The 18,323-nt window shown below is 40.7% G+C and carries 17 protein-coding genes; 4 read left to right on the top strand and 13 right to left on the bottom strand.

Features of this window, described 5'->3' with window-relative positions:
• Positions 1-11: 11 nt before the first annotated feature.
• From dtd to recJ, 4 genes are all read right to left on the bottom strand, one after another.
• Complete coding sequence (gene dtd, locus HNQ85_RS00085) at positions 12-464, bottom strand: D-aminoacyl-tRNA deacylase (RefSeq protein WP_181535027.1); 453 nt, start codon at positions 462-464, stop codon at positions 12-14.
• Positions 465-478: 14 nt separating this feature from the next.
• The gene (locus HNQ85_RS00080) at positions 479-2,680 is read right to left on the bottom strand and encodes a RelA/SpoT family protein (RefSeq protein WP_181535025.1); all 2,202 of its coding nucleotides are present in this window, start codon (positions 2,678-2,680) and stop codon (positions 479-481) included.
• A 180-nt stretch (positions 2,681-2,860) separates the two neighbouring features.
• Entirely contained in the window at positions 2,861-3,373 is a 513-nt protein-coding gene (locus HNQ85_RS00075; RefSeq protein WP_181535023.1) for an adenine phosphoribosyltransferase, read from the bottom strand.
• Entirely contained in the window at positions 3,373-5,730 is a 2,358-nt protein-coding gene (gene recJ, locus HNQ85_RS00070) for a single-stranded-DNA-specific exonuclease RecJ (RefSeq protein ID WP_181536450.1), read from the bottom strand. The genes HNQ85_RS00075 and recJ overlap by 1 nt, the downstream gene beginning before the upstream one ends.
• Positions 5,731-6,168: 438 nt before the next feature.
• On the opposite strand from recJ, the gene HNQ85_RS00065 reads away from it, so the two are divergent.
• Positions 6,169-7,581: a short-chain fatty acid transporter gene (locus HNQ85_RS00065; protein WP_181535021.1), complete on the top strand. Its 1,413-nt coding sequence runs from the start codon at positions 6,169-6,171 to the stop codon at positions 7,579-7,581.
• A gap of 91 nt (positions 7,582-7,672) precedes the next feature.
• On the opposite strand, the gene HNQ85_RS00060 is transcribed toward HNQ85_RS00065, so the two are convergent.
• The 3 genes from HNQ85_RS00060 to HNQ85_RS00050 form a co-directional block, all read right to left on the bottom strand.
• Positions 7,673-7,912: a hypothetical protein gene (locus tag HNQ85_RS00060; RefSeq protein WP_181535019.1), complete on the bottom strand. Its 240-nt coding sequence runs from the start codon at positions 7,910-7,912 to the stop codon at positions 7,673-7,675.
• Positions 7,913-7,973: 61 nt separating this feature from the next.
• Entirely contained in the window at positions 7,974-10,220 is a 2,247-nt protein-coding gene (secDF, locus tag HNQ85_RS00055; protein ID WP_181535017.1) for a protein translocase subunit SecDF, read from the bottom strand.
• 110 nt (positions 10,221-10,330) lie between these two features.
• A complete protein-coding gene (locus HNQ85_RS00050) occupies positions 10,331-10,624 on the bottom strand; it encodes a post-transcriptional regulator (protein WP_181535015.1) in 294 nt (97 codons plus the stop codon).
• Positions 10,625-10,731: 107 nt separating this feature from the next.
• Between HNQ85_RS00050 and spoVB the strand changes: the two genes are divergently transcribed.
• Positions 10,732-12,294, top strand: a complete 1,563-nt coding sequence (spoVB, locus tag HNQ85_RS00045) for a stage V sporulation protein B (RefSeq protein ID WP_181535013.1) — start codon at positions 10,732-10,734, stop codon at positions 12,292-12,294.
• Positions 12,295-12,514: 220 nt separating this feature from the next.
• Positions 12,515-12,892: a TIGR04086 family membrane protein gene (locus tag HNQ85_RS00040; protein WP_181535011.1), complete on the top strand. Its 378-nt coding sequence runs from the start codon at positions 12,515-12,517 to the stop codon at positions 12,890-12,892.
• Positions 12,893-12,938: 46 nt separating this feature from the next.
• Here HNQ85_RS00040 and yajC read toward each other — a convergent pair whose 3' ends face one another.
• Genes yajC through ruvA form a run of 6 tightly spaced genes read right to left on the bottom strand, consistent with a single transcriptional unit; the run spans position 12,939 to position 17,278 of the window.
• Positions 12,939-13,202 (bottom strand): preprotein translocase subunit YajC, encoded by a 264-nt coding sequence (gene yajC / locus HNQ85_RS00035; protein WP_181535009.1) that lies wholly within the window; start codon positions 13,200-13,202, stop codon positions 12,939-12,941.
• A gap of 27 nt (positions 13,203-13,229) precedes the next feature.
• Positions 13,230-14,369 carry a tRNA guanosine(34) transglycosylase Tgt gene (tgt, locus tag HNQ85_RS00030; RefSeq protein WP_181535007.1) on the bottom strand — a complete coding sequence of 380 codons (1,140 nt, stop codon included), beginning with the start codon at positions 14,367-14,369 and terminating at the stop codon, positions 13,230-13,232.
• Between the two features lie 27 nt (positions 14,370-14,396).
• Positions 14,397-15,425 (bottom strand): tRNA preQ1(34) S-adenosylmethionine ribosyltransferase-isomerase QueA, encoded by a 1,029-nt coding sequence (gene queA / locus HNQ85_RS00025; RefSeq protein ID WP_181535005.1) that lies wholly within the window; start codon positions 15,423-15,425, stop codon positions 14,397-14,399.
• A gap of 27 nt (positions 15,426-15,452) precedes the next feature.
• A complete protein-coding gene (locus HNQ85_RS00020) occupies positions 15,453-15,659 on the bottom strand; it encodes a DUF2905 domain-containing protein (protein WP_181535003.1) in 207 nt (68 codons plus the stop codon).
• On the bottom strand, positions 15,656-16,657 hold the full coding sequence (gene ruvB / locus HNQ85_RS00015; RefSeq protein ID WP_181535001.1) for a Holliday junction branch migration DNA helicase RuvB: 1,002 nt from the start codon (positions 16,655-16,657) through the stop codon (positions 15,656-15,658). The genes HNQ85_RS00020 and ruvB overlap by 4 nt, the downstream gene beginning before the upstream one ends.
• 12 nt (positions 16,658-16,669) lie before the next feature.
• Positions 16,670-17,278 (bottom strand): Holliday junction branch migration protein RuvA, encoded by a 609-nt coding sequence (gene ruvA / locus HNQ85_RS00010; protein ID WP_181534999.1) that lies wholly within the window; start codon positions 17,276-17,278, stop codon positions 16,670-16,672.
• A 156-nt stretch (positions 17,279-17,434) separates the two neighbouring features.
• On the opposite strand from ruvA, the gene HNQ85_RS00005 reads away from it, so the two are divergent.
• The gene (locus HNQ85_RS00005) at positions 17,435-18,205 is read left to right on the top strand and encodes an aminoglycoside adenylyltransferase domain-containing protein (protein ID WP_181534997.1); all 771 of its coding nucleotides are present in this window, start codon (positions 17,435-17,437) and stop codon (positions 18,203-18,205) included.
• Positions 18,206-18,323: the final 118 nt, after the last annotated feature.

Genomic DNA, 18,323 nt, shown 5'->3' with positions numbered 1-18,323 from the left:
TAACGATTCCGTTACTCGCCCTTTTGTTTACTTTCAACAATTAATGTCACAGGTCCATCATTTGTAAATTGCACATCCATCATTGCCCCAAATTTTCCAGTCTCCACTTTAATTCCCTTTTGCCGTAACTCTTCATTAAAAATCTGATAAATTTCCAACGCATGATCAGGCTTAGCAGCTTCCATAAAATTCGGACGTCTGCCCTTGCGGCAATCTCCATACAGCGTAAACTGCGACACAGATAAAATCGCTCCTCCGACATCTAAAACGGACAAATTCATTTTCCCAGATTCGTCTTCAAAAATTCGCAGATTGGCAATTTTGTCCGCCACAAACGCTGCATCTTCCCTTGTATCATTATGAGTGACACCGACAAGCAACATAAGACCAAAGTCAATTTGCCCTACCGTTTCACCTTCGACAATCACTTTCGCATTTTTTGCACGTTGCACAACCACTCTCATTAGACATACCCTTTCTAATTATTCATTACTCGCTGAACAGAATAAATATCTGGAATTTGCTTAATTCGTTCGACTACTTTTTGTAAATGGCTCAAGTTATGAATGGATATGGCCATATGAATCGTCGCAATTTTATTACGGTGATCCGAACGACCGGAAACAGCCGAAATGTCTGTTTTCGTTTCATTGACAGCTTGAAGCACTTCATTCAATAATCCACGACGGTCAAATCCAAATATTTCTATTTCAACGTTATACTCTCGATTTGCTTTCGCATCGCTCTCCCATTCAACTGAAATAAGACGATCTGCCATTTCTTCCGAAGAAATGTTTGGGCAATCAGCACGATGGACAGAGACACCTCTTCCTTTTGTAATGAAGCCTATGATTTCATCTCCCGGAACAGGATTACAGCAGCGGGATAAACGGATTAACAAATTGTCTACTCCCTGTACCTGTACGCCATAATCGCGTTTTTTGCTTGGTGAAACACTTTTTACTTCGTGTACGGCTTCTTTCAATTTTTTTTGCTGCTCTTCTAAATCACGCTGTTTGCGCCATTTATCTGTTAAACGATGAGCAATCTGTGCAGCAGTAATGCCGTTATACCCCACTGCCGCATACATATCTTCCTCATTAGAAAAATTGAACTTTTCCGCCACTCGTTTGACGTTTTCCGGTGTGAGCACTTCTTTGACATCAAAGTCTAAGTTTCTAATTTCCTTTTCAACTAGTTCTTTTCCTTTTTCTATATTTTCTTCACGGCGTTGTTTTTTGAAAAACTGACGAATTTTATTTTTCGCATGGGAAGTTTGCGCTAGCTTCAACCAGTCTTGACTTGGACCATAAGAATGCTTGGAAGTTAAAATTTCAACGATGTCGCCAGTTTTCAATTTATAATCGAGCGGCACCATCTTTCCGTTTACTTTTGCACCAATCGTTTTGTTGCCGATTTCCGAGTGAATTCGGTAAGCAAAGTCAATCGGCACCGAACCGGACGGAAGCTCAATGACATCTCCTTTTGGCGTAAACACAAACACCATGTCCGAGAATAAATCCATCTTTAACGTTTCCATAAACTCTTCAGCATTTGTCATATCATTTTGCCATTCTAAAATTTCCCGGAACCATGAAAGCTTCTCTTCAAAACTGTTCGGCTTTACGCTTTTTCCTTCCTTATATGCCCAGTGAGCCGCGATTCCGAATTCAGCGATTTGGTGCATCTCAAATGTTCGAATTTGCACTTCCAAAGGTTCACCTTTCGGACCAATGACCGTTGTATGCAGCGATTGATACATATTCGGCTTCGGCATGGCGATATAATCCTTAAAGCGACCCGGCATCGGCTTCCAGCATGTATGGATAATACCAAGCACCGCGTAGCAGTCTTTGATGCTATTGACAATGATGCGAACCGCCAATAAATCATAAATCTCATTGAATTGTTTATTTTGCATCACCATTTTGCGATAAATGCTGTAAATATGTTTCGGGCGTCCAGAAATTTCTCCTTTTATAGACACCTCATTTAAACGCTCACGAACTTCTTGGATTACTTCCTCAAGATATTGCTCACGTTCAGCACGTTTTTTCTTCATTAAATTGACAATTCGATAATATTGCTGCGGATTTAAATAGCGCAATGCTGTATCTTCTAACTCCCATTTAATTTTCGAAATTCCGAGCCGATGCGCTAAGGGAGCAAAGATTTCCAATGTTTCATTCGCAATTCTCCGCTGCTTCTCAAGCGGTAAATGCTTCAATGTCCGCATATTGTGAAGGCGGTCCGCTAACTTAATTAAAATGACACGAATATCCTGCGCCATCGCTACAAACATTTTGCGATGATTTTCTGCTTGTTGTTCCTCTTGGGATTTATATTTAATTTTCCCTAACTTTGTTACTCCGTCAACGAGCATGGATACTTCAGAACCAAACTCTTTAAGTAAATCCTCTTTCGTCACGTCCGTATCCTCGACCACATCATGCAAAAACCCAGCTGCAATTGTCGCTGGATCCATCTTCAAATCAACTAAAATACCGGCAACTTGAATAGGATGAATAATGTACGGTTCACCCGATTTTCGATATTGGTCCTTGTGAGCCTCCTTGGCAAATTCGTACGCTCGTTGAATAAATTTAATATCTTCAGCAGACAAATAATGGCTTGCATTTTCAATTACTTGTTCTGCTGTTAACACCTGTTCATTGGCCATGAAATAATCACCTTTTATAGTTCAATTGTACGTATTGCACGAAAAAATAACTATTGACATTATTATCATGAAAAATTTTTTAGATGTAAAGAGTTAGCATAAAGAAAATATACCCATTCTAAAAAAATGGAAATAGTTTTATATATAAGAAAGAGCACCCATTAAGAGTGCCCTCAACAATTAAAATTGCATTAATGCTAATACATCATAGCCTTCTAATTTTTTTCGTCCTTCTAAATAAGTAAGTTCGATCAAGAAAGCAATCCCTGCTACAACTCCGCCTAATTGCTCAACAAGCTTGATCGTTGCTTCAATTGTGCCACCTGTTGCCAATAAGTCGTCAGTAATTAAAACGCGTTGTCCTGGCTTAATGGCATCTTTGTGCATTGTCAGTACATCTTTTCCATATTCTAGACCATATTCAACACGAACGACTTCGCGCGGAAGCTTTCCTTCTTTGCGTACAGGCGCAAATCCTACCCCAAGCGCATATGCAACCGGGCAGCCAATAATAAAGCCGCGCGCCTCTGGTCCAACGACAATATCAATTTCTTTTTCCCGCGCGTACTGCACGATTTGGTCAGTCGCATATTTATAAACTTCACCTTTATCCATAATCGTTGTAATATCTTTAAATTGAATACCAGGTTTTGGGAAATCAGGTACAATTGTGACATATTGTTTTAAATCCATTAGATTTTTGCCTCCTCATAATTTAACGAACCTTTTATCTCATCAAACCAGCGCTTTAATTGCTGATAAGATGAATATAAAAATATATTTTCAAGCTCAAACTGAGCTTGCTTAAAACAATAAGTCGGCGATTCCGTTAAATCGCGCTTATTCGGATTGTTTGTGAGCGTTACAATGCCATTTTCCATTGTAACAAAACCTAGCTCTAAAAATACCTTCACCATAAAGTGAATCGTTTCTTTTGTCCATCCGCGCGAGCGTGCCAAATCATCGCCATACCTTGCTAAATCAAATGGGCTTCGCTTCATTAAAAACAGATAAAGCCATTTAAAATGATCGCGAGTGGGCATCGTGCTGAAAAAGTGATTCTCCCTCTGATAGAATAACGCATAAATTCGTTCAGGTAAACTAGGAGTTAATAAAACTTTTATCATTTCTGAAGATGGCGGCAAATCCAATAAGACGACATATTTATTTTTTAATTCCACTTTTTTAGCATTTTCCAATGAATCAATATAACATACTTCTTGTTTTAATTCATGCAGCGGCAATGCTTCCATTGTTTCTTGATGAAAAGCAATCAGCGTACGTTTTTCTTTAGGAAGCGATAAAAGAAAAGGATGAACATGACGCATACCGCGGATATCAAAAAGCTGCCATTCTTTCACAGAAACATCATGAATGAATAACTGTGGCTTGCGGAAGTTATTCCACTCATTAATTGATAACTCTCCAACAATGGAAACTTTAGAATGAGGAGCAATTTCTTCTTGTAAATAACCATATCCAAAGCCGATGCTGTCAATCGTCGCTCCGTCTTGTTCAAACACCGCTTTTAAATGAGACTGATCAGCCCCAACGCGGCGAAGCATTTGGATGGAGACATCTTCAATTAACACTTTAGGCTTCGGATTTTCCATGCCAAACGGAGCAAGCATTTGCAACTGTTCAATCGTTTTTAATGAAATATCAGCAAGCGAGCATTTTATATCAACTTGCGTAATCGGCGTAAAATCTTCCTCCGTCAATAATTCGCTAGCTAATAAATTTAATCGTGTTCGTAATTCGTCAATATGTTCGGTACTGAGCGTCATCCCTGCAGCCATCGGATGTCCGCCAAAATGCGGTAAAATATCGCGGCATGTCGATAAATTAGCAAATAAATCAAAACCAGGGATGCTTCGCGCCGAACCTTTAGCAAGTCCTTTCTCTTTGTCGATGCTTAACACAATAGTTGGACGATAAAAAACTTCCACAAGCCTTGAGGCTACAATTCCGATAATCCCCGGATTCCAGCCTTCTTTCGCAACGACAAGCACCGCGTTGTCCTTTGGTGGATAATTACTTTCTACTATTTTTATCGCCTCTTCCGCCATTTCATTGACAAGCTGCTGCCGCTCTTTATTTAATGCATCGATTTCCTCTGCAAGCATCTCAGCTTCTTCTTCATCTTCTGTCATTAATAAATGAACAGCGGGATCAGCCGTTCCTAATCTTCCTGCTGCATTAATGCGGGGCCCAAGCATAAAACCGACCGTATCTTCATTTAACTGGTCAATGCTAACACCGCATTGTTTAATTAAAGCTTTCAATCCAACTCTTTTCGTTGTTTGCAGTGATCGTATCCCTAAAGAAGCGATCAAGCGGTTTTCTCCTAGCAGTGGAACAAGATCGGCAATCGTACCAATTACAGCTACATCTAATAAATGATGCGGTACCTTACCAAGAAGAGCATGTGCGACTTTAAAGGCAACGCCTACTCCGGCAAGTTCCTTAAACGGATACGTGCTTCCCGGCTTTTTCGGATGAATAATCGCATAGGCCTCCGGCAATATTGGTCCCGGCTCATGATGATCGGTAATAATTAAGTCCATTCCTAATTGTTTCGCTAACTTCGCTTCATTCAGTGCGGCAATTCCTGTATCGACTGTAATAATAAGTGAAAAACCGCTTTCTTTCGCCCATCGGAACGCTTTTTCATTTGGGCCGTATCCCTCTGTAAAACGATTAGGAATATAAAAATCGACACAAGCTCCTAGTTCTCTCAATGCACTTACCATAACCGTTGTGCTGCTAACACCATCGGCATCATAATCGCCAAACACAAGAATTTTTTCTTGCGCAGCAATCGCTTGGCGAATCCGCTCGACAGCGCCATCCATTCCATCGAGCAAAAATGGATCATAAAACGACTGCTTTTCGACATATAAAAAAGCCTCCGCCGCCTCAACCGTATCCACACCACGGTTTACTAATAACGCGGCAACAAGCGGGGCAATATTTAACGCTTCCGCAATTTTATTTACTTTTTCCATATCAGGGCTTTGTACAGCCCAACGAGTTTTTGAAGTTAACATTGTCTCCACACCTCAACTCTCCTAATTATACAAAAGGAAAAGAGGCGGAGCAATGAATCACTCCGTTTTTTGATTTCAAATGATACGGATTTATGTACACTATACCATTCGGTAACGTTAACCGTTTTTCTTTAACATACTTTCTAATCTTATGTCCTAGCAATTTTTAAGTCATGTCCATGCTCTCTATCATGCAACTCATTCATTTGCTTCACTTCAGGAGTTGCTTATCTTTTACAAATTCACCCAGAATCAGTCTATCTTCTCATATTTCCTCTCGATTAAGTGTTCATTCGAGGTTCTGAAAACTTTCATTCTAACATATATGGTTACAAATAGTTTTTTTAGAAAAATGATAAATCACTAAATCATCATCCAGAGACAAACAAGAACCAAACATATTTTTCATAACAAATTTTTATGAAAGGTGTGAGATGAATGATAAAAAAAGAAACGGATGGAGTTAAGGAAGGTTTCATGGCCCGCATAGGTTTTTCACTGGCTGATTGGAGTGAAAGATGGTTCCCAGATGCTTTTGTTTTTGCTTCAATCGCGGTTGTTTTTATCTCGATTGTTGCCTTATTGATGGGACGGACTCCTGCACAAATTGGGGTCGATTTTGGCACCCACTTTTGGGATTTGATCCCTTTCGCAATGCAAATGGCCTTTATCATCATTACCGGTTACGTCGTAGCTTCTGCTAAACCCGTTCATAAACTGATTGTAAAACTTTCTTTAATCCCTAAAACCCCGAAGGGCGCAGTTGCCTTTGTGGCCTTCTTTGCCATGGTAACATCTCTCATCAGTTGGGGGTTTAGCTTGATTTTCAGCGGAATCCTTATAAGAGAAGTGAGCAAAAGGGTGAAAGGAGTCGATTATCGGGCAATCGGAGCTGCAGGGTACCTTGGGCTCGGAAGCGTTTGGGCTTTAGGACTTTCTTCTTCAGCAGCATTAGTGATGGCAACCAAAGCCTCGATTCCTCCTGCATTATACGAAATTAGTGGAACGATTCCAATGTCAGAAACAATTTTCACGTGGCAAAATTTAGTTATGATTATTGTGCTTATCATTTTGTCAGTTGGGATCGCTTTTTTATCCGCTCCCAATGAGGATAAGGCAAAGACGGCAGAAATGGTCGGTATCCGTTATGGCGAAATAGAAGTTGTTAATGTGGAGACGAAAGCGGAAAGACCAGGAGAATGGTTAGAATATAGCCCAATCTTAACCCTTGTTTTAGTTGCGATTGGTTCAATCTATATCATTCACGTTATTACGAATAAAGGGCTGATTGCTGCACTTGATCTTAATAATTATAATTTTATGTTTTTAATGTTAGGGATGCTTTTACATTGGACACCTAGAAACTTCTTGAACGCAGTCGCTAAATCGATTCCTGCTACTGGTGGGGTGCTCATTCAATTCCCTCTTTATGCAGGAATCTTTGGAATCTTAATGAACTCCGGACTCGCTGAAGTATTAGTGAAGTTTTTTCTTTCCATCTCAACTGAAAATACTTTCCCGATCATTGTCGGAATCTACTCAGCCATTCTCGGGCTTTTCCTTCCTTCAGGCGGCGGAAAGTGGATCGTGGAAGCCCCATATTTGCTCGAAGCCGCAAAAGAATTACATGTCAGCATGGCATGGGTTGTACAAGTATATAATGCGACCGAAGCTTTGCCCAATTTGATAAATCCTTTCTGGATGCTACCTTTAATGGGGGTCATGGGTGTCAAAGCAAGAGATCTTGCTGGATATTCCATTTTACAATTGATCTTTCATATTCCTGTTGTACTCTTCTTAGTCTGGATATTGGCAAAAACAATGCCGTATGTCGCTCCAATTATCGAATAATTGAATGTTTGAACTACTCCCATTTTATATTCCATACCAAAAGATAAAAGATGCCCCATGTTTCCATGGGGCATTTTTTGGTTAACACATATCACATTAAACAGCGCTCGGCTCGCAGCGTGTCAGCTGCTTGAATCAGCATCTTCGCTGACATGCGCCGAGTAATCGCAGGCGCAGTTTCTGGAAAATAACCTTCCTCCGTCGACATGCAAGCATGTCTCGTCGGAAGAACATTTTCCTTCAGCGCTAGACGCTCGCCTCCGCTTTTCGGATTGTCTAGCTCGGCGACCAACCGCTCGGGGTCAAATAACCTTCTCCCTTGAGGTGACAAGCACCTCTTCGGTCGAAGAACATTTGCCCATCGCGGTTAGGCGGGTCGCCTTCGCTTTTCTTTACACTTGCGGCTCTAAATCGCTCTCTGTTTGTTTTTTTCCTTTTTTTAATTGTTTTCCTTTCCAAACGACCCATAATTGAGCAGCGATAAATAAAGAAGAGTAGACGCCGAACATTAATCCGACTAATAACGCTAGTGAGAAGTTGCGAATGGCTTCGCTACCAAAAATAAGCAAGGCCATTACCGTGAAAATAACCATTAATACCGTATTCACTGAGCGAGTAAGCGTTTGTTGTATCGCTCTATTCACGATGTATTTTAAATCATCAACCGTTTTTACTTTCCGTTTTTTCATGAGATCGCGAATGCGGTCAAATGTCACGATCGTATCATTAACCGAGTAACCGACGATCGTTAACACGGCCGCAATAAACGTTAAATCGACTTCTAAACGCGTTAAACTGAAAAATGTAATAATGATAAAGGCATCGTGCAACAAGGCGACAATAGCGGCCAACGCCATATACATTTCAAAACGAATCGTCACATAAATAATGATGCCAAGTGACGAAATTAACACAGCAATAAGCGCATTTCTCGCCAATTCTTTTCCAACCGTCGGAGAAACAGTGCTCACGTTCGGCTCAAAACCATATTCTTGTTTAAAATGGCTCTTTAACTCAGAAATTTCTTTTTTGCTGAGAACGCCAATAAAACGGGCAACTCCGACTTCTTGATTGTTACCTGATAATACGATATCTTTCGGTTGTAAGTTGAGCTTTTTAAACTCGTCTTCCAATTGTTGAACTTTTAATGGAGAGTGACTCATCACTTCGACGCGTGTACCACTCGTAAAGTCAATACCAAGGTTTAATTTCATTGTTAAAAGCATAATAATACCAGCAAGAGTTAGCGCAATAGAAAGAGTAAAAAACTTTTTACTAGGTTTCATAAAATCAAGGCGGTCAAACTTTGTCGGTACCTCAGTATGTTCATTCGTTTCAGCAATATTTAAAATTTCCGTTTCCTTTACACCAAAATATCCTGGCTTTTTATTAAAAGCGCGGCTTTGCACTAACAATCCGAGCAATAAACGCGTCCCGTAAACGTTGGTAATAAAGCTCACTAAAATGCTAATAATGAGCGTCGTTGCAAAACCTTTGACAGAACTTGTCCCATAGATGAATAAAACAACCCCTGCAATAAGCGTCGTAATATTTGCGTCAAAAATGGTCGCAAATGAACCTTTATTCCCTGTACGATAGGCTGACATAATCGATTTGCCAAGTTTGATTTCTTCTTTGATTCGCTCATATGTAATAATGTTCGCATCGACAGCCATCCCGACCCCTAAAATAAGGGCAGCAATTCCCGGCAATGTCAAAACCCCGTTCATCCAATCAAAAGTGAGCAAAGTAAGATAAATATAAACGGATAATGTAATGACTGCGACGATGCCTGGTAAACGATAGAAGAAAATCATAAATAAGAAAATAGCAGCAATTCCGATAATCCCTGCAAAGACTGTTTTTTGAAGCGCATTTTCGCCAAACTGCGCACCGATAGACGTCGAATAAATTTCTTTTAATTCAACCGGCAATGCCCCTGCATTTAATAAATTTGCTAATTCTTTCGCTTCTTCAACGGTGAAATTGCCGACAATCGACACATCTGTTTGATCAAACACTTGATTGACGGCCGCAGCAGAAATAAATTTTGGCTTCGCTTTCCCAGCCTCTTTTTGGTACGAATCTACTCCTTCTTTAAAATCAAGCCAGATGACTAATAAGTTATTCGGCGGTCCCATTTTGGAGACCTTTTCCGTCACTTGTTTAAATTTATCCGCATCCTTCAATTTAATTGCGACACTTGGCTTACCGTTTTCATCGAACGTTTGCTTTGCGCCACCTTCTACTAGGTCGCTTCCATCCATTAACACATTGTCATTCACATCGCGGAACGTTAATTTTGCCTGGGTCGCTAGAATTTCACGCGCCTTGTTTTGATCTTTTACCCCGGCAAGCTGTACACGAATGCGGTCTTTTCCTTCAATTTGAATATTCGGTTCGCTCACCCCGAGCACATTGACGCGTTTATTTAAAGCCTCAACTGTACTAACGAGAATTTCTCTATCAATTTTCTCTCCTTTTTTCGTCGGTTTTACTTCATATAAAATTTCAAAACCGCCTTGAAGGTCCAAACCGAGCTTAATGTTGTTGAGAATGCCTTGAATCGTCGTCCCCATCGTGCCGCCCAAAAGCAACAGCAGCAAGAAAAAGGCAATGATGCGACTTCGTTTAACCATTAGCAAAAATCCTCCTTATATAATAAAAGAATCTGGCTGACACAACCAGAATTCTGCCAACAACCTCATTATGAAACAGTTCACCACTCCTGTCAATTTATGTTCAAAAATCAAAATAATTCTTCCAACGCTTCAAGATTATCTTCAGCAAACCAATTTGTTTCTTGATGAGCTTGCACAGTCATATATGTCATATACTCGCTTACGCTGAGTGTAAGAATATCATTGACGATTTCGAACAACTTTTTTTCCTCTTTTAGTTTTTTCCATTTTTTATAAAATAAACAATCCCATATCTCGTCAATCGTGACTTGTTCATAACCAAGCAATTGAAATTCCTCTTTTTTACATATTAAAGCAGGCATTACTTGTTCGCGCAGCGCTTTCATTTGCTCCTTTTCCATTTTCTATTTTTCCTCCATCCCCACAATACTTGTCATGCTTGTTCATACTAGCCGCATATAGTTAATTGTATAAAATATCACCTGGTTTGAGAAGGTAGGGAATCGGTATGTCCAAATTTTTAAAAGGGACGCTTATTCTTATTGTCGCAGGTCTTATCACAAGAGTTCTCGGCTTTATTAATCGAATTGTTGTTGCCCGCATGATTGGGGGAGAAGGTGTTGGCTTATACATGATGGCTGTTCCGACACTCGTTTTAGTCATTACCATTACGCAAATCGGGCTGCCAATTGCCATTTCAAAGCTTGTTGCCGAGGCGGAAGCGGTCGGAGATCAAAAAAAAGTAAAAAAAATTCTTGTCGTTTCTTTGGCAGTTACAGGAACATTAAGCATTTTCTTTTTTCCAGCCATGATTTTATTAGCTCCTGTCTTGTCAGAGACGTTATTTACCGATTCACGCACATACTATCCGCTTCTCGCCATTTCGCCAGTTGTTCCAATCGTCGCTGTCTCCTCTGTACTACGAGGATATTTCCAAGGAAAACAGCAAATGAAACCATACGCCTATTCCCAGCTTATTGAGCAAATTGTCCGAATTAGTTTAATTGCTGTTTTTACAAAAGCGTTATTGCCGTACGGAATCGAATATGCAGCAGCGGGAGCGATGTTTTCCTCTGTTATCGGAGAACTTGTTTCACTCATTTATTTATTATTTATGTTTCGGTTGAAAAAACACATTAAGGTAAGAAAACAATTTTTTAAAAGCGTGAAAGCTGGAAAGGATACGTTTCTTGATTTAATGCGGATTGCGCTCCCTACGACCGGCAGCCGCTTAATTGGTTCTCTTGCCTGGTTTTTTGAGCCGATTGTTGTCGCGCAAAGTTTAGCGATCGCCGGAGTCACTACCGCTTTAGCAACAAAACAGTATGGAGAATTGACTGGATATGCCTTGCCGCTATTAATGCTGCCATCGTTTATCACTTATTCGTTATCTACTTCGCTTGTTCCAGCGATTAGCGAAGCCGCTGCCAACAAACAAACATTGCTGATTGAGCACCGCCTTCAACAAGCGATGAGACTGTCGCTTGTAACAGGGGGGCTGGCTGTCGTTTTGCTATACGTCTTTGCCGAGCCGATGATGCAATTAATGTACGGCTCAAGCAATGCTGCCATTTTTGTTAAAGTGATGGCTCCATTTTTCATCTTTTACTACTTTCAAGGTCCTCTTCAAGCTGTGCTGCAAGGTCTTGACTTGGCAAAAGCAGCAATGATGAATAGCTTAATTGGCGCTGTTGTAAAAACGATTTTTATTTTTGTGTTGGCAACAAGACCGAGCCTTGGAATTATGGGAGCAGCTCTGGCAATTATGGCAGGGATCGTTCTTGTGACAATACTTCATTTTGCCACAATCGTGAAAGTCATTTCCTTTTCATTGTATATAAGGGAATACGTAAAAACATTTATGAGCATGGGGATATGTGGAATGATCGGAGATTTTATGTTTAAACATGGGCTGACATCCGCTTCGCTAAACATAAGAACGCTTTTCGCTATCATGATCACAACGATTGTCTATCTATTCTTATTATTACTGTTAAATCTCATTAAAAAAGAAGAAGTAGCGCGCATTCCAATGATTGGACCATTTTTATCCCGTTCTAATCGTTCGTAAGAGAGGCTGTCCCAAAAAGTGTCAGACCCCACAACAAAATATATAGGACATCCACATTGGATAAATGAGCTACGCGTGAGATCAGACACTTATGAGACAACCTCAAATTTCACTTTATCCCGTTCACTCCGATGAAAAGTAACAAACTTTTGCTTCTAAACGTGTCCAAATAAGAATATGTTTTTCATAAAGACAGCTTTGCATGAAAGGGGGAACGGGTATGGTTAGATTAGGAAAAGCGGTTTTATACGGAGTGGCGACCATTTTTGTATTAGCCCTCATTGTCAGCTTCGTGCTGTCGCTCATCTTAAAGTTTACAAATGCTTCTGAGGCTACATTTGCATGGGTCGCTTTTACTTGTTCGCTCATTTCTTTCTTTGTCGGCGGATTTGTCGCAGGGGGAAAAGGGAAAGAAAAAGGCTGGTTAGTTGGCGGATTTACAAGCATCTTATTTACCCTTCTCATCTTTTTGTTTCAGTTTTTAGGGGTTGATAAGCTATTCACCGCCCAGCAATGGCTATACCATCTAGCATTTCTTATTGCAGCCATGTGCGGCGGAGTCATTGGCGTGAATATAAGCGCTTCAAGAAATTTGTGATTAAAAAAAGAGGCGGCCTTCTTTTTGGAGAAGCCACCTCTTTTTTTTATTTATCAGTAACTACTTCACGCACTGCTGAACGTTCATATGTAAGACGAGAACCATCACCAGCGCGAATGACAACTTTGTCTTCATCAACAGAATCGATAATGCCATGCAAGCCGCCAATTGTAATGATTTTGTCGCCTTTTTTCAAGTTCGCTTGCATTTGTTGAATCGCACGCTGGCGTTTTTGCTGTGGACGAATCAACAAGAAATAGAAAATCGCAAAGAATAAAAGAAGTGGTAGAATATTCATTAATGTTTGCATTTATTTCCCCCCTTTCAAAGCAAATCTCTAAAAGTTTTTCGCATTTGGCTTATTAAATCCATAGCGTTCAAAAAATTCTTCACGGAAATCGCCAAGACGATCTTCACGAATCGCTTGTCTAACTTGCTCCATCAATTTTATCAGAAAATATACGTTATGATAAGAAGTTAAACGAATTCCGAATGTTTCATCACATTTAATCAAGTGACGAATATAAGCCCTTGTATAGTTGCGGCATGTGTAGCAGTCACAGTTTGGATCAAGCGGCGTAAAATCTCTTGCATATTGCGCATTTTTTATGATTACTCGCCCTTCGCTTGTCATCACGGTTCCATTCCGGCCAATGCGCGTCGGCAAGACGCAGTCAAACATATCAATACCGCGAATCACCCCGTCAATGAGCGAATCTGGTGAACCAACTCCCATTAAATAACGCGGCTTATTCGCTGGTAAAAGCGGAGTTGTAAATTCAAGGACTCTATTCATGACCTCTTTCGGCTCTCCTACCGATAAACCGCCAACCGCATAGCCAGGGAAATCAAGGGAAACTAAGTCTTGCGCGCTTTGTTTGCGCAAATCTTCAAATTCACCGCCCTGAACAATTCCAAATAATCCTTGTTCGTTTGGACGTTTATGTGCTTTTAAGCAGCGCTCTGCCCAACGGCTTGTCCGCTCGACTGACTTTTTCATATATTCGTAGGTTGCCGGATACGGCGGACATTCATCAAATGCCATCATAATGTCAGAGCCCAAAGCGTTTTGAATTTCCATCGCTTTTTCAGGGGATAAAAATAATTTATCTCCGTTTAAATGATTCCGAAAATAAACCCCTTCTTCTTCGATTTTGCGAAATTCACTTAAACTGAAGACTTGGAATCCACCCGAATCCGTTAAAATACCACGGTCCCAGTTCATAAACTGATGCAGGCCGCCTGCTTCTTCTACGATTTCATGACCAGGACGAAGCCATAAATGGTATGTGTTGCTTAAAATAATGCCTGCTCCCATCTCTTTTAATTCTTCAGGAGAAAGCGTTTTTACCGTAGCAAGCGTCCCAACCGGCATAAACATCGGCGTTTCAAACGATCCGTGCGGCGTATGGATGATTCCTAATCTCGCTCCTGTTTGTTTGCACGTTTTAATCAACTCGTAACGAATCGGTGTCAAATGAATATCTCCTTTCTATCGATCCTCTTAAATAATCAACATGGCATCACCAAAGCTAAAGAAACGATATCTCTCTTTCACCGCTTCTTCGTAAGCACGCAGCACATTTTCCCGCCCGGCCAGCGCGCTGACAAGCATGATTAATGTGGACTTCGGAAGGTGAAAATTCGTCACCATGCCATCAATCGCTTTAAACTCATAGCCCGGATAAATAAAAATATCCGTCCATCCACTTTCAGCAACAAATGTGCCGTTATGTTTTGAAGCAATGGTTTCTAAAGTCCGCGTTGAAGTTGTACCAACAGCAACAATCCGACCACCTTTTTGCTTGACCTCATTTAAAAGCCGTGCCGTTCCTTCCGTCATTTGATAAAACTCCGCATGCATATCATGCTCTTCCACATTTTCCACGCTGACTGGACGAAACGTTCCAAGACCAACATGAAGCGTAATAAAAGCGATATGTACACCTTTCGCCCGAATGTCATCAAGCAGCTGTTCGGTAAAATGCAGGCCGGCAGTCGGCGCCGCCGCCGAACCGCGCTCGCGGGCAAATACGGTTTGATATCGTTCACGGTCATCTAATTGTTCTTTTATGTAAGGAGGAAGCGGCATTTCCCCAAGTGACTCTAATACCTCATAAAAAACCCCATCGTAAGCAAATTCTAAAATTCGTCCGCCGTGCTCTAATGTATCGATACACGTCGCTTTCAGTCTTCCATCCCCGAAAGAAATCGTTGTCCCTGCCTTTACACGCTTTGCTGGTTTTACCAGCGTCTCCCACCGATCTCCTTCCATTTGTTTTAAAAGAAGCACCTCGATTTTTGCTCCTGTATCTTCTTTTTCTCCATAAAGACGTGCTGGTAATACGCGTGTATCGTTTAAAACGAGACAATCTCCTTCTTTTAAGTACGATAAAATCGCGCGAAACGTTTCATGCTTCGTTTTTCCGGTTTTTTTATCAAGTACCATCAGCCTGGATGCTTCCCTGTCTGGAAGCGGTGTTTGCGCGATTAATTCCTCAGGCAAATAAAAATCAAATAAATCTACTTTCATATCTTTTCACCCGTTTCTATTGTTGAATTAGCGGAATCGGCCAAGAACGTAAAAAATGAATGATAAAACAACGCTTAACAAAATTGAAGTAACAATCGGAAAATAAAAGGTCGTGTTCCCTTTTTTAATGACAACATCTCCAGGAAGTCGGCCAAGTTTCATAAATTGCATCAGAAATCCCAAAATAATAAGGACAACTCCAATCATCATAATCGTTTTTGGAAGGCTGTTCATGATTTGGGCACCTCCATTCCAAAATGCTCGTATACTAAGTTAGTGACCATACGCCCGCGCGGGGTACGTTGTAAAAAGCCGATTTGCAGTAAATACGGTTCATATACATCTTCAATCGTTTGCGCCTCTTCACCAATCGTCGCAGCAATTGTATCCAAACCGACAGGGCCGCCACGAAATTTTTCAATAATTCCTTTTAACAATTTATGATCGATATGATCTAGTCCTAAGCGGTCTACTTGAAGCAACTGTAACGCTTCCTGCGCTAAGATAAACGTGATCGTACCATCGCCGCGCACTTGGGCAAAATCGCGAACGCGTCGCAAAAGCCGGTTCGCAATTCTTGGTGTCCCCCTTGAACGTCGGGCAATCTCAAAGGCAGCTTCTTCTTCAATTTCTACATCAAGAATATCCGCCGTTCGTTTCACAATTTGTGCAAGCTGTGCTGGCAAATAATACTCAAGACGGCTTAAAACACCAAAGCGGTCACGAAGCGGTGCGGATAATGCTCCCGCTCTGGTCGTCGCACCGACTAGCGTGAATGGCGGGAGGTCAATGCGCACCGAGCGTGCTGTCTGTCCTTTACCGATGACAATATCTAAACAATAGTCTTCCATCGCCGGATACAGCACTTCTTCCACAGAACGATGAAGTCGATGAATTTCATCAATAAATAATACATCTCCAGGCTCTAACGACGTTAAAATCGCTGCTAAATCTCCCGGACGCTCGATCGCAGGACCGGATGTCGTACGCAGATGAACGCCCATTTCGTTGGCAATAATCGCCGCTAAAGTCGTTTTTCCAAGCCCGGGAGGCCCGTATAAAAGCACGTGATCAAGCGTCTCCCCACGCATTTTCGCCGCTTCAATAAACACTTTCAAGTTATCTTTTACTTTATCTTGTCCGATATATTCACTTAAAAACTTTGGGCGGAGACTGTATTCAAGCGAAATATCCTCGCTATTTGCGTCACTGGCAACAAGACGCTCTTCCATTCTTCTTCTCCCCTATTTTAATAATTTTTGCAGTGCCAGCTTAATATATTGATCGGTTGACAAGTTTTCCTTCATTAACGCCGGCAGTACCTTTTGAATTTCCCGCTCGGCATAGCCAAGCACTTTTAACGCTTCAATCGCTTCATCCAACGCTTGGGAGTTCGATGAAACAGGATATTCATCTTCCGGAGTGAACAGATCTGGAAATGCACTTGGAATGACATCTTGCAGTTTTCCTTTTAAATCAAGAATCATTTGCCTTGCTGTTTTTTTCCCGACGCCCGGAAACTTGCATAAAAACTTTTCATTTTCTTCCTCAATCGCCTCGACAAGCTGTCGCGGCTCTCCAGCAGCTAAAATCGCCAACCCGCCTTTTGGGCCAATTCCTGATACTTGAAGAAGCTTTGTAAACAACGTCCTCTCTTCACGTGTATGAAATCCATAAAGAGCGATTACGTCTTCCCGCACATATTGATATGTATAAACTGTTACAACATCCTCTTTACTTTTCCGAAAAGAAAACGGATTCGGTGTCAAAATTTGATACCCAATTCCGTTATTTTCAATGACAATATATTCAGGACAAACATAGTCAACATAGCCGCGAATAAACTCAATCAAAACCGTACTCCTCTCCTTTTCATCACTGCCTTACATTGTATCACATAATCAGCGAGAAAAGAATAAAACTGCGAATGTATATTCTTCTTTACATGAATTTTTTACATGGTATTTGCTATAATAGTTGCAATTAAAACGTTAGGAGAAGAAACTTGAATGGACATACAATATTATTTGCAAAAAATCGTTCGTTTGTTTAGAGAAAAGATGGTGGACAATTTAGTTGGTATTTATTTACACAGTTCATTAGCGATGAGATGTTTTCATCCTGATAAAAGCGATATTGACTTTTTAGTGATAGCCAAAAAAGAACTGACATTCAAAACGAAAAAAAGCATCGCGAGAAAATTGCTCACTTTGCACGAAGAACTTCCCAATAACGGCGGTTTGGAAATGAGCATTCTTTTAGAACGTTATCTAAAACATTTTGTTTATCCAACTCCATTTGAGTTGCACTACTCTTCTTTTCATAAAGAAAAATATAGCCAAGATGAAAACTATATTTGCGGCGGCTTGGAAGATCCCGATTTAGCGGCTCACATCGTTGTTACTTATCATAGAGGCATCGTGCTCTATGGGAAGCCAATTAAAGAACTGTTTCAACCTATACCGAAAATATATTATATACAGTCTATTCTTTCTGATGTGAGTGATGCCAAAGATGCGATAGTCAAAGATCCTGTTTATTATACGTTAAATCTATGCCGAGTCTTATATTTCCTTAAAGAAGGTGCCATCTCTTCTAAGAGAGAAGGAGGAGAATGGGCGATAGCATCATTGCCTTCTAAGTACAAGCACTTACTTATCGAATGCTTGAATCAATATAGCGGGATGTCTCCTAATCGTCTAGAAATAAGTAATGATGAATTAATTGAATTTGCAACACATATGCTTAACGAGATACACAGTATTCAAAATGTTTCCTAAAAGAAAAAAGGGCTGACCCATAATGGTCTTACCCCTGTCAAGTAGACAGAATAAAAGAAAGTCTATGCAACCTTTCTCCGATATTCCACCGGAGAAAGGTTGTTCAATTTCTTCTGGA

It is taken from the genome of [Anoxybacillus] calidus (genome assembly GCF_013760845.1).
In the GTDB taxonomy this organism is placed as follows: domain Bacteria; phylum Bacillota; class Bacilli; order Bacillales; family Anoxybacillaceae; genus Paranoxybacillus; species Paranoxybacillus calidus.
Note: the sequence above shows the minus strand (reverse complement) of the source record. Positions and strands in the feature narration are given on the sequence as shown.